This window comes from Thiovibrio sp. JS02 (assembly GCF_053485635.1).
Genome location: NZ_CM130715.1, coordinates 3,446,566 through 3,462,444, shown reverse-complemented (window position 1 = coordinate 3,462,444; position 15,879 = coordinate 3,446,566). Strand labels below are relative to the sequence as shown.

General features: G+C 61.8%; 13 protein-coding genes. 12 read left to right on the top strand and 1 reads right to left on the bottom strand.

Going from position 1 to position 15,879, the window contains the following annotated elements:
• Positions 1 to 5 precede the first annotated feature (5 nt).
• From ACUUL3_RS15860 to ACUUL3_RS15810, 11 genes are all read left to right on the top strand, one after another.
• A complete protein-coding gene (locus tag ACUUL3_RS15860) occupies positions 6 to 1,118 on the top strand; it encodes a Glu/Leu/Phe/Val family dehydrogenase (RefSeq protein ID WP_448552998.1) in 1,113 nt (370 codons plus the stop codon).
• Positions 1,119 to 1,325: 207 nt separating this feature from the next.
• The gene (locus ACUUL3_RS15855; RefSeq protein ID WP_448552996.1) at positions 1,326 to 1,670 is read left to right on the top strand and encodes an endonuclease domain-containing protein; all 345 of its coding nucleotides are present in this window, start codon (positions 1,326 to 1,328) and stop codon (positions 1,668 to 1,670) included.
• Between the two features lie 184 nt (positions 1,671 to 1,854).
• Entirely contained in the window at positions 1,855 to 2,775 is a 921-nt protein-coding gene (locus ACUUL3_RS15850; protein WP_448552994.1) for a 2-oxoacid:acceptor oxidoreductase family protein, read from the top strand.
• Positions 2,772 to 4,019 (top strand): pyruvate synthase, encoded by a 1,248-nt coding sequence (locus ACUUL3_RS15845; protein WP_448552992.1) that lies wholly within the window; start codon positions 2,772 to 2,774, stop codon positions 4,017 to 4,019. The genes ACUUL3_RS15850 and ACUUL3_RS15845 overlap by 4 nt, the downstream gene beginning before the upstream one ends.
• Entirely contained in the window at positions 4,016 to 4,933 is a 918-nt protein-coding gene (locus tag ACUUL3_RS15840) for a thiamine pyrophosphate-dependent enzyme (RefSeq protein WP_448552991.1), read from the top strand. Before ACUUL3_RS15845 ends, ACUUL3_RS15840 begins: the two co-directional genes overlap by 4 nt.
• Before the next feature lie 6 nt (positions 4,934 to 4,939).
• A complete protein-coding gene (locus ACUUL3_RS15835) occupies positions 4,940 to 6,649 on the top strand; it encodes an AMP-binding protein (RefSeq protein WP_448552989.1) in 1,710 nt (569 codons plus the stop codon).
• Positions 6,646 to 9,141: an efflux RND transporter permease subunit gene (locus ACUUL3_RS15830; protein WP_448552987.1), complete on the top strand. Its 2,496-nt coding sequence runs from the start codon at positions 6,646 to 6,648 to the stop codon at positions 9,139 to 9,141. Before ACUUL3_RS15835 ends, ACUUL3_RS15830 begins: the two co-directional genes overlap by 4 nt.
• A 258-nt stretch (positions 9,142 to 9,399) precedes the next feature.
• On the top strand, positions 9,400 to 9,864 hold the full coding sequence (nrfH, locus tag ACUUL3_RS15825) for a cytochrome c nitrite reductase small subunit (protein ID WP_448552985.1): 465 nt from the start codon (positions 9,400 to 9,402) through the stop codon (positions 9,862 to 9,864).
• A 26-nt stretch (positions 9,865 to 9,890) separates the two neighbouring features.
• On the top strand, positions 9,891 to 11,372 hold the full coding sequence (locus ACUUL3_RS15820) for an ammonia-forming cytochrome c nitrite reductase subunit c552 (protein WP_448552983.1): 1,482 nt from the start codon (positions 9,891 to 9,893) through the stop codon (positions 11,370 to 11,372).
• 252 nt (positions 11,373 to 11,624) lie between these two features.
• On the top strand, positions 11,625 to 12,371 hold the full coding sequence (locus tag ACUUL3_RS15815; RefSeq protein WP_448552982.1) for a substrate-binding periplasmic protein: 747 nt from the start codon (positions 11,625 to 11,627) through the stop codon (positions 12,369 to 12,371).
• On the top strand, positions 12,358 to 14,673 hold the full coding sequence (locus ACUUL3_RS15810) for an ATP-binding protein (protein WP_448552980.1): 2,316 nt from the start codon (positions 12,358 to 12,360) through the stop codon (positions 14,671 to 14,673). Before ACUUL3_RS15815 ends, ACUUL3_RS15810 begins: the two co-directional genes overlap by 14 nt.
• 26 nt (positions 14,674 to 14,699) lie before the next feature.
• Here the strand turns inward: ACUUL3_RS15810 and ACUUL3_RS15805 are convergent, their stop codons facing one another.
• Entirely contained in the window at positions 14,700 to 15,266 is a 567-nt protein-coding gene (locus tag ACUUL3_RS15805) for a hydrogenase-4 component G (protein ID WP_448552978.1), read from the bottom strand.
• A gap of 217 nt (positions 15,267 to 15,483) precedes the next feature.
• Between ACUUL3_RS15805 and ACUUL3_RS15800 the strand changes: the two genes are divergently transcribed.
• The gene (locus tag ACUUL3_RS15800; protein WP_448552976.1) at positions 15,484 to 15,876 is read left to right on the top strand and encodes a response regulator; all 393 of its coding nucleotides are present in this window, start codon (positions 15,484 to 15,486) and stop codon (positions 15,874 to 15,876) included.
• The last annotated feature ends 3 nt before the right edge of the window (positions 15,877 to 15,879 follow it).

Below are 15,879 nucleotides of genomic sequence, written 5' to 3'. Positions count from 1 at the left end.
AGAGCATGAGCGAGACCTTTTCTTTGGGCGATGCGCTGGGACCGGCCAAGATCATTCACGTCAACCAGCCGCAAATTGGCCTGAAGGGGGTACTGGTGGTGGACAACGTGGCCTGCGGCCCGGCCATCGGCGGTCTGCGCATGGCGGAAGACGTCAGCGTCGGCGAATGCGCCCGCCTGGCCCGGGCCATGACCATGAAAAACGCGGCGGCAGGGCTGGCGCACGGCGGCGGCAAATCCGTGCTCTTTGGCGACCCGAAAATGGAGCGCGGCCGCAAGGAACAGCTCATCCGCGCCTTTGCCTTTGCCCTGCGCAAGGAGGAGGATTATATCTTCGGGCCGGACATGGGCACCAACGAAGAATGCATGGCCTGGGTCAGGGATGAGATCGGCCGCTCGGTGGGCCTGCCCTGCGAGGTGGGTGGCATCCCCCTGGATCGGCTCGGCGCCACCGGCTGGGGCTTGAGCCAAGCCGTGGAGATGGCCATTCCCCATTGCGGATTTGCCCTCACCGGCGCCCGCCTGGTCGTGCAGGGCTTCGGGGCGGTGGGTAAGCATACCGCCCGTTTTCTCGCGGAACGGGGCGCGAGCCTGGTGGGGGCCTCCGATTCCCGCGCAACTCTCCACGACCCCACCGGCATCAACGTCGAGGAGTTGATCCGCATCAAGAACCAGGGCGGCTCGGTCCTTGATTATCCCGGCGGCAACAAGGCGGACCGGGACGCCATCATCGATCTGGAGTGCGAAATCTGGGTGCCGGCGGCCAGGCCCGACGTGGTGCGCGAAGACAATGTCCACCGCCTGAAAACAAAACTGGTGGCCCAGGGCGCCAACATCCCCTTCACCCCGGGGGCGGAACAATACCTGCATGAACAGGGGGTGCTCTGCCTGCCGGACTTCATCGCCAATGCCGGCGGGGTGATCTGCGCGGCCATGGAGTATCACGGTTCAAGCCAGACAGAGGCCTTCCGCGCCATTGCCGAAAAGATCCGCGACAACACCCAGCAGGTGCTGGAGGAAGCCGAACAGGAGGGAATCCTGCCCCGCCAGGCCGCCGTCAATCTGGCCACCCGCCGGGTGGAAAAGGCCATGACCTACAAAAGATGGGGGATCTTCTAGGGATCCCTCCCCCTGGCCCTCTCCCAGGGGGAGAGGGAAATTTGGTCGCGAACATTATGAAACTCCGGGCTGCATAACCGGGGAGAGGCATCTCGGATGCTAATAGAGCCGCGACCGGCATAAAAGCCCTCCTTCGAGATGAGGCCGCGACATCGGCAAACCGCCATCCCCTCTCCCTCGGGGAGAGGGACAGGGTGAGGGGAGACGATGAAGCACCTGGCGAGAACACTCAGGAAAAAACAGACAGAAGCAGAAAAACGGCTCTGGTCACGCCTGAGAAATCGTCAATTGGCTGGATACAAATTTCGGCGCCAATTTCCTATCGGCCCTTATGTTGTCGATTTTGCCTGCCTGTCCCACTCGCTGCTTATCGAAGTAGACGGCGAGCAACATGCGGGGGCCGTTGCTTATGATCACACCCGCTCCAGATTCTTGGAACAGGAAGGTTATACGGTTTTACGGTTCTGGAACAATGAGGCATTAGCCGAGACGGAAGCTGTTTTACAGAGGATTTATGAAGAGCTAGCCGAGGTGCGGGAGTCCACTCTTTAAGCACCCTCACCCCAGCCCTCTCCCGAAGGGGAGAGGGAGAAGCATGCCGAATGTCTCTCTTCGGGCATTGCTAAACTCACCAATATGAAGGAGTGTCAGGCATCTCCCCGAAAAAAACGGACCATTACTGAAATCCCCTCTCCCCCGGGGAGAGGGCCAGGGTGAGGGCAAGCAAGGAGGCGCCATGTATCGCATCCGCTTTCACGGTCGCGGCGGCCAGGGCATCAAAACCGCGGGCCGCATTCTCGGCACCGCCTTTTTCCGGGCCGGCCTTGAGGTACAGGATGCGCCGCGCTACGGCGCGGAACGCAGAGGCGCGCCGATCTTCGCCTATGTACGGGCCGGCCGGACTCCCATCCACGAACGCGGAATCATCACCCGCCCGGATCTGATCGTGGTCGTTGACGAGCATCTGCCGGCCATGCCGGAAGCAGGGGTGCTTGCCGGCGTCGACGCCCGGACGGTGTTTCTCATCCATACGAACGAAAAGGCTTCCCTCTGGCAGGAACGCCTCAACCTGCGAAGCCCGGTTTTCACCCTGCCGCTTCTCCCGGAAAAGAAACAACGTTTCCGCGGCGCTGCCTGCGCAGGCGGGGCCGCGGCCCTCATCGCCGAACTTGACGAAAATCTTTTGGCCCAGGCGATCGGGGAAGAGATGGCCAGCCAAGGCCCGGAGCTGGTGGGGATAAATCTTGAGGTCGCCCGCGCCGCCCACGCCGCCCTGGCGCAACATCGCGGCGAAGTGCGGGAGGGGGATCCGGTTTTCGCCAGCGCCTACCCGCCGCCTGCCTGGCTGACCCTTGCCTGCGAGGAGGCTGCCTTGAGCGCGCCCGCCATCCATGCCGCGGCCACCAGCACGCTTTCGCAAACCGGACTCTGGCGCACCGAACGGCCCGTGATCGATCACGGCCGCTGCAACCGCTGCTGGTGGATCTGCTCCACCTTCTGCCCGGAAGGCGCCATCCGGGTGGACAACGAACGGCGGCCAGCCATCGATTATGCGCATTGTAAGGGCTGCCTGATCTGCCTGAGCCAGTGCCCGACCCATGCCATCACCGCCATCCCCGAGGAAAAGTCCGCCGCCGGCGAGGAGGAAACCCCATGACCAGAAAACTGCTCACCGGCAACGGGGCCGCAGCCTGGGGAGCACGGCTGGCCAGGATCGACTATCTGCCCGCCTTTCCCATCACCCCCCAGACCGAAATCATCGAAACCATCGGCAATTGGATCGAGACCCAGGAAATGGCGTGCCGGATGGTCACCCTGGAGTCCGAACACTCCATGCTCACCGCGGCCGGGGCCGCGGCGGTGACCGGCGTACGGGTTTTCACCGCCACCTCAAGCCAGGGGCTGCTCTATGCCATGGAGATGCTTTATACCGTGGCCGGCTGGCGGGTGCCCCTGGTGCTGGTCAATGTCTCCCGCGGCCTTTCCTCCCCCATTACCCTGGAGCCCGACCATAACGATGTCCTTGCCGCGCGGGATTGCGGCTTTCTCCAGCTGCACTGCGCCACCTGCCAGGAGGTGCTGGACAGCCTGCTCATCGCCTACCGGCTGGCCGAGCATCCCCGGCTGCGTTTGCCGGTGCTGGTGAACCTGGACGGCTTTTCCCTTTCCTTTACCCGAGAGCCGGTGGAGATTCCGAGCCAGGCCGACGCGGACCGCTTTCTGCCGCCCTTCAACCCCGGCTCCATTCGTTTCCGGGCCGGCGAGCCGTTGAGCGAAGGGGTGGCGGTGCTGGGCGGCTCCGCCTACTCCTATTTCCGTTACCAGACGCATCTCGCCTCCCTGCAGGGCCTGGCCGTGTACGAGGAGCTGGGCGCGGAGTTCGCCGCCCTGTTCGGCCGGCAATACGGCCCCCTGGAGTGCTACCGGAGCGAGGATGCCGAGATCGTCTTTATGATGATCGGCTCCTTCGCCACCAAGGCCAAGGAGGCGGTGGACCGTCTGCGGGAGATCGGCGAAAAGGTGGGCCTGGTCCGACCCCGGTTGCTGCGTCCATTTCCGGTCGACCATCTGCGCCGGGCTCTGGCTGGCAAACAGGGGGTGGCGGTGATCGACCAGAACCTCTCCCCGGGCAAGGGCGGCATCCTGCGGACGGAGCTGGCCTCCGCCCTCTACGGAATGCCGGCGGCGCCGTCCGTGCTCGCCGGCTTTGTCGGCGGGCTGGGCGGCCGGGATATCAGCGCCGAAGAGTTTTTCGAGATGGCAAAACAGGTGCGGCAGGCCGTGGCGACGGGCGAAAGTCCCGCGCCGCGGCTTCTTTACCGCGAAGAGGAACTGCGGGCGATCCGCGAGCTGCAGAGCGTGGCCCGAGCCGGCAACGGCGGACAGGGAGACGGGAGATGAAACAGACTTCCTTCCAGCACCTCAGGGATCTTCCGGCAGGGCATCTGCTCGGCGGCGGCACCCCCATGTGCGCCGGCTGCGGCGGCCTGGCCACCCTGCAACAGGTCTATGATCACCTGGGGGAAAAGTGCGTGATCGTCAACGCGGCCGGCTGCCTGACCCTGCTCTCCGTCTATCCCTGCACCCCCTTCCGCGGCTCCTGGCTTTACACCGCCATGGCCTGCGCGCCCGCCGGCGCCCAAGGGGTGCGGGACGGTCTCGACATCCTGAAAAAGAAGGGCCTCATCCGCGAAGAAGAGGACATGGAAGTGCTGGTGCTCACCGGCGACGGCTCGGCTTACGGTATGGGTCTTTCCGCCACCTCCGCCACCATGGACCGCAATCTTGACTTTCTCTACCTCTGTTACGACAACGAAGGCTACGGCAACACCGGCCAGCAATTTTCCGCCGCCACCCCGCACGCGGCCCGCACCGCCACCAGCAAAGGGGTCCGGGGCTGTCCCGGTTACAAAAAGGATCTTTTTGCCATCTGGATGGCGCAGAAGCCGAGCTATATAGCCACCGTGGTGGCGGCCGAACCCCTGGATCTGGCCCGGAAGATTGAAACGGCCAGAAGCCTGGCCGGCCCCCGCCTGATCCTGGCCCTGGCCCCCTGCCCACCCGGCTGGGACCATGAGCCGAGCGCCACCGTGGAAATCGGCAAACTCGCCGTGCAAACCGGCATCTGGCCGCTCAAGGAGTATGTGGCCGGAAAGGTACGCCATACCAAGATCCCCTATCCCAGGCTGCCGGTGCGAGAATATCTCAAAACCCAGGGCCGCTTTGCCCATCTCTTTGCGCCGGAAGAAAACGAGGGGTTGCTCGACGAGGTCCAGGCGAGGGTGGACCGCTACTGGCAAGGAGTGGAGGAGTGAAGGATCATGAGCGCGTTGAGCTACTTCCGCACCGACGGCGGCCGACCCCTGCTTGAAGAAACCATTCCCGCCCACCTGGCCGGCGTTGCCGCCCGCTTTCCCGACCGCGAGGCGGTGGTCTGCCGGCCGCAGGGGCGGCGGCTTACCTACCAGGCGCTTTCCGCCGGCGTATCGGAGCTGGCGCGGGGGCTCATGGCCATGGGCTTTGCCAAGGGCGACCGCATCGGCATCTGGGCCACCAACAACATCGAGTGGCTGCTGATCCAGCTTGCCACCGCCCGGATCGGCGCCATCCTGGTGAACATCAATCCCGCCTACCGCGTCAAGGAGCTGGCCTATGCCCTGCAACGCTCCGAAGTCCAGGGTCTCTTTCTGATCCCCTCCTTCAAAGACAGCGACTATCCGACCATGCTCATCGAGCTTTTGCCCGAACTTCGCCATTGCACGCCGGCTCTTCCGGCCGGCAACGGCTTTCCGTTTCTGCGGCGGCTGGTGCTCTACGCGCCGGCAAATCCCTTGCACACCGAACGGCCCGCCCCTGGCTTCACCCTCTGGGCCGAGGTGCTGACCGCCGGCGCCTCGGTGAGCGAGGAGGCCCTCGCCGCGCGCACGGCCACGCTTGATGCCAGCGAGCCCATCAACATCCAGTACACCTCCGGCACCACCGGCTTTCCCAAGGCCGTGCTTTTAAGCCACCGCAACATCCTGAACAATGCTTTCTTTTCCGCCCAGGCCATGCATTTTTCCGAGCAGGACCGCCTTTGCGTGCCGGTGCCGTTTTATCACTGCTTCGGCATGGTGCTGGCCAATCTGCTCTGCCTTTCGGTGGGCGCCTGCCTTGTCATCGCCTGCGAACATTTCGACGCCGGCCAGGCCCTCGCCGCGGTGGCGGAGGAGCGCTGCACCGCCATCCACGGAGTGCCCACCATGTTCATCGCCGCGCTGGAACATCCGCGCTTTCGCGAACTCGATCTTGGCAGCCTGCGCACCGGAATCATGGCCGGGGCTCCCTGCCCGCCCGCCCTCATGCGGCGCGTGATGACGGAAATGCACTGCGGCGAGATCCTCATCGGCTACGGCGAAACCGAAGCCTCGCCCCTGACCCATCTCACCGGCCGGGAGGACAGTCTCGACCGGCGGATCAACACGGTGGGCAAAAATCTGCCCCACCAGGAGGTGAAGGTGGTGGAGCCGGTCAGTGGCCGTACCCTGCCCCTGGGCGAGGTGGGCGAGATCTGTTTCCGGGGCTACCATATCATGCTGGGCTACTACAAGGATCCCGAAGCGACCGGCAAGGCCATCGACGGTGAGGGCTGGCTCCACTCCGGCGATCTGGGCCGGATGGACCGCGAGGGATACCTGCGGATCACCGGCCGTCTCAAGGAGATGATCATCCGGGGCGGGGAGAACATCTATCCCCGGGAAATCGAGGATTATCTCTTCACCCACCCGAAGGTGGCGGGGGTGGCGGTCTTCGGGGTGCCGGACGATTTTTACGGCGAACAGGTCATGGCCTGGATCAAACCCCGCGCCGGCGAAACGATGGACGAGGAAGAGATCCGCTCCTTCTGCCGGGATCGGATCGCCCGCTACAAGATTCCCCATTATATCTGGTTCGTGGAAGAATTCCCCATGACCGTTACCGGCAAGATCCAGAAGTACAGGATGCGCGAACAGGCCATGGCCAGACTGCGGGAACAGGGGAACCCCGGATGAAAAAGACCCTGCTCCGCCTCTATGATCAACTGATCCTCGCCCGGCCCCTGGCAACCCTTGTCGTCACCCTGCTGGTGGTGGGTTTCTTTGCCTGGCAGACGCCGAAATTCCAGCTTGACGCCTCGGGCGATTCACTGGTGCTGGAAAAGGATGCCGACCTGCGCTACCACCGCCGCATGGTCGAGCGCTACGGTTCCCAGGATGTGCTCCTCCTCGCCTACACGGCGAAAAACGGCGATCTCTTCGCGCCGGCATCCCTGGCCGCCCTCAAGGCCCTGCGGGATGACCTGCGGCAGCTCTCCGGCGTGGCCGAGGTCACGACGATCCTCGATATTCCCCTCCTCTACGGCTCCGGCATCAGCCTGGGCGAACTGGCGGACGAGGAGAAAATCAAGACCCTGGAAGGAGGAGAGGTGGAGCCGGCCGCGGTAAAAGCCGAACTGCGCGAAAATCCCCTCTACCAGGGCCGCCTCCTGAGCGCCGACGAAAAGACCACCGCCCTGCTCATCTCCCTGCCCGCCGACGAGGAGTACCGCAATCTGCTCAAACGCCGCTACGAACTGCGGGAAAAACGGGATGAAGGCCGCCTCTCTCCCGGGGAGTCGGACGAGCTTGCCAGGATTTCCCGGCAGTATCGCGAAAAACTCAGCCGGCTCACCGAGGAGGAAAGCCGCCTGGTGCACGAGGTACGCGCGGTCATGGCCAGGCACCGCGGCCAGGCCGACCTCTTCCTCGGCGGGGTGCCGATGATTGTCGCGGACATGATCGCCTTCATCAAAAAGGATCTGCTGGTCTTCGGCCTGGGAGTCCTGGCCTTTCTTGTCATCACCCTCACCGTGCTCTTCCGGAAAACCCGCTGGGTGCTGCTGCCCATGGCCTCCTGCGGCCTGGCCGTACTCATCATGCTCGGCTTTCTGGGCCTGGCGGACTGGCGGGTCACGGTGATCTCCTCAAACTTCATTTCCCTGATGATCATCCTCACCATCTCGCTCACCATCCACGTCATCGTGCGCTCCCTGGAGGTGCGGGCGCAAAACCCCGAGGCCTCGCGGCGGAGCCAGGTTCTGGAAACGGTGCGCACCATTGCCCTGCCCTGCTTTTATACCACCCTGACCACCATCGTCGCCTTCTTTTCGCTGCTGGTCAGCGATATCAGGCCGGTCATGGACTTCGGCAAGATGATGACCATCGGCCTGATGGTCTCCTTCGCCCTGGCGTTTCTCCTCTTTCCGGCCACGGTCCTGCTCCTGAAAAAAGAACCGCCCGCTGCCGGCGGCGAGGACTTCTCCGCCCCCTTCACCCTGATCTTTGCCCGTTTCACCGAGAAGCACGGCGGAAAGGCCATGCTCTTCTGCGTACTGCTCACGGCCATAAGCGCGGTGGGGATCGGCAGGTTGCGGGTGGAAAACCGCTTCATCGATTATTTCCGGAAAGACACCGAAATCCACCAGGGCATGAGCCTCATCGACCGCAAGCTGGGGGGCACCACGCCGCTGGATCTGATTATTGATTTTCAAGAGACCGCGCCGGTGGCCGGGGAGGAAGACCCCTTTGCCGATGATCCCTTTGCCGGCGAGGAGAACGGCGCCCCCTGGTTTGCCGATGTCTACACCATGGAGCGGCTCGCGGCGGTGCATGACTACCTGGCCGGACTGCCGGAGACCGGGGAAGTGCTCTCCATCGCCACGGCGGTGAAGGCCGCCACCCATCTTAACAACGATGTCGGCCTGGACAATTACGAGCTTGTCCTGCTCAACAAAAAATGCCCGCCGGACTTAAAAAAGCTCCTCATCAGCCCTTACGTTTCCGAAGAGATCGCCCAGGCCCGCTTCACCATGCGCATCATCGAATCGGACAAGAACATGGAGCGAAGCGCGCTGCTCGCCAAGATCGGCAATGAACTCACAGGAAGGATGGGTTTTGAGGCCGGGCAGATCCGTTTCACCAACATGTTCGTCCTCTACAACAACATGCTCATGAGCCTGTTCCGCTCGCAGATCCTCACCATCGGCCTGGTTTTTCTCGCCATTCTCCTGATGTTCGTCATCCTCTTCCGCTCCTTCTCCCTGGCCCTCATCGCCACCATCCCCAACCTGCTGCCGGTGATCGTGGTTCTCGGCGCCATGGGCTGGTTTTCGGTGTCGCTGGACATGATGACCATCACCATCGCCTCCATCACCATCGGCATCGCGGTGGATGACACCATTCACTATGTCCACCGCTTCCAGCGGGAATTCCCCAAGGACCGCGACTATCTGGCCACCATGTACCGCTGCCACGGCAGCATCGGCCGGGCCATGTACTACACCACGGTCACCATCACCATCGGTTTTTCCATCCTGGTGGCCTCAAGCTTCCTTCCCACCATCTATTTCGGCCTTTTCACCGGCTTTGCCATGCTGGTCGCCCTGCTCGCCGACCTCATCCTTCTGCCGCAGCTCTTTCTGAGCCTGCGGCCCCTGGGCCCGGATTCGGGAACGCTTTCGAAATAGTTTGTTGCCGCTGCCTGTTTCGGGTCGGCATGCAGTTACCGGGAGGTAACATCAGCAACGGACCGAAAGCTACCTCCCGGTAACATCCGCGAACAGTTAACGATATATCCATCCTGAATAATTCAAGAAAATAAAACGGCACGGCTCTTGCTTTATTAAAGAAACACAAAGGGAGCTTGACAGCAACGGACAAACCTAACGACAATTTGTAGATCAAACCGACCCATGCAAAAGACCATGAAGAAAGGAGGTGCACCAATGGGGAACAAGAAGAGGAAGGGGATCGGCTTGCTCGGTCTGGCCGTCCTCGGAGTAGCCATGCTCGCCGGGGTTTTCATGATGCTGGGCCCCCCCCAGCTTCTGGCGAAATCGGAGGCGCCCGCCTTCTGCGCCGGCTGCCATGTGATGGAGGCGGAGTATGATGCCTGGTCCCATGCCGGGGCGCATCGGCGTCAGAAATGCGTCGACTGCCATCTGCCGAACGACAACCAGGCCATGCATTATGTCTGGAAGAGCATCGACGGCATGAAGGACACCCTGGCCTTTTACTCAGGACGGGTGCCGGAACGCATCGAGATCAGCGGCCACGGGCAGGAGGTGGTGCAACAAAACTGCATCCGCTGCCATGAAAGCACCGTGGCCCACATCAACCAGGAACGCCTCTGCTGGCAATGCCACCGCCGGATTGCCCATCGAGGAACCGGTCAAATCCAAACACTGTAACGAACGGAATAAGCAAGGAGGAGAATATGAAGAAAAAACTGGTATTACCCCTGGTCCTGCTTGTGGCAGGCGGGATGATGTTCACCGGCTGCAAAGGCCCGGAAAAAGTTGAAGCCGTAAAACCCGTGAAGATCGCCGACGGCGAAATGGACCCGGCGGAATGGGGCAAGGCCTATCCGGTCCACTACGATCTCTGGAAAAAAACCGAAGAGCCTACCCAGCCGGGCAAGAGCAAGTACAAAAAAGGTTTTGACGCGGACCGCATCACCTACGACAAGCTCTCCGAATTTCCTTACATGGCCCTGCTTTTCAACGGCTGGGGCTTCGGCGTCGAATACAACGAGCCGCGCGGCCATGCCTACATGCTGACGGATCAGGTCGACATCGATCCCTCCCGGGTGAAGGCCGGCGGCGTCTGCCTCACCTGCAAAACCCCGTATGCACCCAAGCTGGAAAAGGAGAAGGGGCTGGACTATTACAGCAAGCCCTGGGCCGAGGTCCGCGCCATGATCCCGGAAAAGCACCAGAATCTCGGCGTCGCCTGCATCGATTGCCACGACAGCAAGGATATGTCCCTCAAGCTCTCCCGGGAATTCACCCTGGGCAGGGCGCTCAAGGAGATGAACGTCGACCGCGCCAAGCTTACGCATCAGGAGATGCGCTCGCTGGTCTGCGCCCAGTGCCATGTGACCTACAACATTCCCAAGGCGGACGGCAAGTCGGTGGATATCTACTTCCCGTGGCAGGGCAGTTCCTGGGGCGACATCTCCGTTGAAAACATCATCAAGCAGATCCGCACCGACAAAACGGTGGGCGAATGGACCCAATCCGTGACCGGCTACAAGATGCCCTTCATGCGCCACCCCGAATTCGAGCTCTACTCGCGCAACAGCGTGCACTGGATGGCCGGCGCCGCTTGCGCCGACTGCCATATGCCCTATACCAAGGTGGGCGCCAACAAGGTTTCCGACCACCGGGTGACCAGCCCGCTCAAGAACGATCTGAAGGCCTGCCAGCAATGCCATACGGAATCCCCCGAGTGGCTGCGCAATCAGGTTACCGCCATCCAGGACCGCACCGTCTCCATGATGATCCGTTCCGGCTATGCCACCGCCACCGTGGCCAAGCTCATCGAGAAGGTCCACACCCTGCAGGCGGCCGGCAAGGAGATCGACCAGAAGCTTTACGAACAGGCCAAGGACTTTTACATGGAGGCCTTCTTCCGCAGCCTGTATATCGGGGCGGAAAACTCGGTGGGCTTCCACAACCCCACCGAGGCAATGCGGATCCTCGGCGACGCCACCGCCTTTGCCATGAAATCGGAAGCCCTGCTCAGGCAGGCGCTGACCAAGGCGGGCGAAGAGGTGCCGATGAACGTCGACCTCGAGCTTGACAAGTACCTGAACGAACGCGGCAAAAAGAAGCTCATGCTGCAGAAGGACGTGGAGTTCAAGGACCCCTTCGGCGTACAGGACAAGCTGGTGACCGTGGAAACAGCCGGCAAGTAAGAACGGCCATAACGGCGCGCTGAATCCCTGCCCCGACCTCCGGCCAGTCCGGTGGGTCGGGGCATTTTTTTCCTGCCGCCGATCAGCCTCCCCGTGCCGGCGGAAAGGAGTGCCCCTGACCATTTGTTCCCCTGGCGCCCCGCCCTGCCTTTTTCATGGAGTGATATCAAATTGACAAAGTCTCCCGGTCTGTACGATGATAATCGTACGCGACCCAAGGGGCGAAAATCATTCTTATGCGAGGAAAAGGGAATGAAGCGGATTCTGCTGGCGTTTTTTCTTTGCCTGACCCAGGCGTCCTCCCTGGCCGCGCAAACACCCCTTACCCTGAACACCTTTGCCGGCCCGCCCCTTTCCACCCCCGAGCAGAACGGCTATTATGACCGGATTCTCCTCACCGCCTTCGGGCGGCTCGGGATCCCCATCACCATCGGCCACCTGCCGGCGGAACGCTCCCTGCTCAACGCCGACGGCGGCATCGACGACGGCGACTTTGTCCGCATCCCCGGCATGGAAAAACGCTATGCCAACCTGATCATGGTGCCGGAAAAAATCGATGATTTCGAGTTTGTCATCTTTACCAGAAACCTCAGGCTGGCGACCGTGAACTGGACGGCCCTCGCCCCTTGCCATGTGGGCATAGTCCGGGGCTGGAAGATTCTGGAAGAAAACCTGGCAGGGGTAAGAGAGCTGACCCTGGTGAAGAATCAGGAACTGCTCTTCACCCTGCTCAAAAACGACAGGGCCGACGCGGTGGTTTACGCGCGAAAGGAGGGTTACGGCCTGCTCAACCGACTCGGCATCGCCGACGCCGTCGCCCTGGAGCCTCCCCTGGCCGTTCGCCCCATGTACCTCTATCTCAACAAAAAACACGCCGGCCTGCGCATCCCCCTCGCCAAGGCCCTGAAAACAATGAAGACGGATGGCACCTGCGCGGCCATTTTCCGGCAGACCATTACCCCCTATCTGCCCAGGGAGGCCCCTGATGCGCGCCCTTAAATCCACCATCGCGGCCAAGCTCATCCTGGCGCTGCTGGGTTCAAGCCTGATTCTGATCATCGTCAGCAGCGCGTTTCAGCTTTATTACATCCACAAACGGGAGACGCGCATCCTTGAGGAACGGCTGTTTGAGGTTGAGCAAAGCTCCGTCCCCGCCCTGGTGAACAGCATCTGGCTCGCCGACTGGCAAACGGTCGGGATCCAGGCCGCCGGCATCCAGCGGCTGCCCGAGATCCTCCGGGTCGAGGTGGAGGTGCTTGGCCGGGAAATCATCGCCGCGGGCGAAGAGATGTCGGCCGCCCTCGCCCCCCCGCGTGTCTTCCCGCTCGTCCGCCGCTATAAAGATCGCAACATCCTCCTGGGCAGCCTGCGTCTCTATGCCGACGAAACCTCGGTGCGAAACAGGGTGCGGGATGAGGTGGCCATGGTGCTGGGCATGCGCCTGGCCGTCATCCTCGTGATCTCCTCCGTCCTCTTTTTCCTTTTCCACCGTCTGGCCGGCCGCCACCTCATCGCCATGGCCGAATATCTGCGGAATTTCGACCAGATCCGGATGGAAAAACCATTGGTGCTGGCCAAGAAGAACTGCCCGACGGTGGAGGACCGGGACGAAATCGAGCAACTGGCCGCCTCCTTCAATGAAATGCGGCAAAATCTGCAACGCTCCTTTCACGAACTGCGGGAAGTCAACGAGGATCTGCGCCGGGAAAACCAGGAACGCATCCGGGCGGAGGAGGCCCTGCGCGCGAGCGAGCAGCGCCACTCGCTGCTGGTGAACAACATCCCCCAGGTTTTCTGGATGGTCTCCGCCGACTACCGGCAAGTCCTTTTCATCAGCCCGGCCTACGAAACCGTCTGGGGCCGCAGTTGCGAGAGCCTGCTGGCCGACCCCGGGGAATGGCTTGCGGCGGTCGAGGAGGAAGACCGGCCCCTGCTCTTTTCGATTATCAACGCCATCACCAGCGAGGAGCCGCGGCCGGAACAGATCGACTTCCCTGAGTACCGGATCAGACGGCCGGACGGAGAGATCCGCTGGATCAAGGCCAGGGCCGTGCCGCTTAAAAACGAGGCCGGCAGGGTCTGGTGCTTTGCCGGCCTTTGCGAGGACATCACGGAACAGAAGCGGGCGGACGAGGAAAAACGCTCCCTCGAAGCGCGGCTGCGCCAGGCCCAGAAAATGGAGGCCATCGGCACCCTGGCCGGCGGCATTGCCCATGATTTCAACAATATCCTCACCATCATCATGGGCAACGCCGAGCTGGCCATGATGCAGAACAAGCCGGAAGTCACCCGACAGGCGCTAGATGAGATCCGCAGGGGAAGCGAGCGGGCGAAAGATCTGGTCCGCCAGATCCTGACCTTCAGCAGAAAGAGTGATCAGCATAAAGAGCCGCTGCAGCTCTCCCTGCTCGTGAAAGAAACCCTCAAGATGCTGCGCGCCTCCATCCCCGCCACCATAGAAATCCGGCAGGATCTCGCCTCGGAGGCCAGGGTGCTGGCGGATCCGACCCAACTCCATCAGGTTATCGTCAATCTCTGCACCAATGCCTACCACGCCATGCGGGAACAGGGTGGGATCCTCACCGTTTCCCTTGCCGAGGTTCCCATCGGCGAAAATGAATTCGGCCCCGCGGAACTCGTGCCGGGCAACTATCTGCGCCTGGAGGTGAGCGACACGGGTTGCGGCATCGCGCCTGAGATCAGGGAAAAGATCTTCGAGCCGTTCTTCACGACCAAGAAGCAGGGGGAAGGCACCGGGATGGGGCTCGCCATGGTGCATGGCATCGTCAGGAGCCATCACGGCCATATCAGCGTGGAGAGCGCGCCTGGCAAAGGAACCGCCATGCGGGTCTATCTGCCGGTGACCGAGGCGACGGCTGCCCCCGCCGCGGCGCGGCCCGTTGCTGAAAACCTGGCGGGCAGCGGAGAAATGATTCTCTTTGTCGACGATGAACCGCAGATCTGCGCAATGATGCGGTCGATGCTGAGCCGGCACGGCTACCGGATAGCCACATACCATGATCCGCAAGAGGCACTGCGGGCCTTTGCCGAGCAGCCGGGGAAATACGCCCTTGTCATCACCGACATGACCATGCCCCAGCTCACCGGCGCCGATTTGGCGAAAAAAATTCTGGAAATCAACCCTGAACTGCCTGTCATTCTCAGCAGCGGCTACAGCGACAGCATCGACAGGGAAAAAGCGCTGGCCATGGGCTTTTTCGACTATCTCTACAAGCCGTGCCAGACGCATACCCTCCTTGCCGCGGTGAGAAAAGCCCTTGCCCGGCAAGGAGGGGCTTGAAATGTCCGGAGGAGAGAATCGCCGCCTCAGGCGGTGACGTCGAGGAGGCTGCCGCCGCCCAGTTCCTGGATGCGGGCGTCGATCAGCTCCAACGCCCTGTTCAGGGTCTGGTAGCTGATTTCCGGCAGCTTGCCGCCCCAGATCTCTTCGGCCTCGGCAAACCCCCTGAGCACCCCCTCCCGCCCGGCCTGCAGGCGGGCAAGGTCGTCGCCGCCTCCGGTCAGGACAAAATCGGCGATGCGCCGGGCGGTCCTGGCAACCCCGAAGTAGCCGTCCTCGGCAATCAGGGCCTGGGCCTCTTCGGGCGTGAGTTCGCTGATCGGCTTGCCGTCGTACTGGAGGGTGGCAGGCTCAAAGCCCTGCCCCCCGGCCCGCCGGCTTACGCCGCTCTGGCTGGCAAAACCCGCCTTCGCCTCGGTTTTGACGGCCAGAACCGTTTCGACCATCTTCGCCTTCAGGGCGAGGGAAACCTCGGCCGCCGCCGGCGTCTCCGTTGCCTCAGCCGATTTTGCCCTGGCCGCCCCTCCCTTGTCCGCTTTTTCCTGCGCGGCCTTGAAAGGTTCCGTCCCTGTTTTTACTTTCGCGATATCCATGTCACGCCCTCCTTGCCGCAAAGTTGAAAAAAAAAATTCCCATGGGCAAACTATAAGGATTGCTGGCGCCCGAGCAAGGGTTGCCCCCCTGCCTGCTCTTTTCTCGTTTTCCCTTTATAAAAAGCGCTGGTGTCGGAGATACTTTCCCATGGAATACCCCATGCCACCCGGCTGGCTTTTCCGATGATTTTTCCCGCTACGGTTGAGGTGCGGCAATATGAAAACCCTGAAAATCCTGGTGGCGGAGGACGAAGAAACAAGCAAACAGCTCTTCCGCATCGCCTTCAAAGGAAAAGAACATATCGAGTTGCGCTTCGCCGACAATGGCGAAGAGGCGTTGGTGGCCTACAAAGCCTGGCGTCCGGATATTCTCCTGCTGGACATCATGATGCCGGGGATGAACGGCTATGCGACCCTGCAGGTTGTCCGCCAGACCTTGAACGACGGAACAACCACCGTCATCATGGTGAGTTCGGTGAGTGACAAGGGGGATATCGTTGCCTGCGCCAAGCTGGGCATTGCCGGCTATATCCTCAAGCCTTTCCAGACAAAAAATCTGGCCGCCACAGTGCTTGGCTATCACCAAAAGAGCACACAGGCCGGGAAGTAGCCC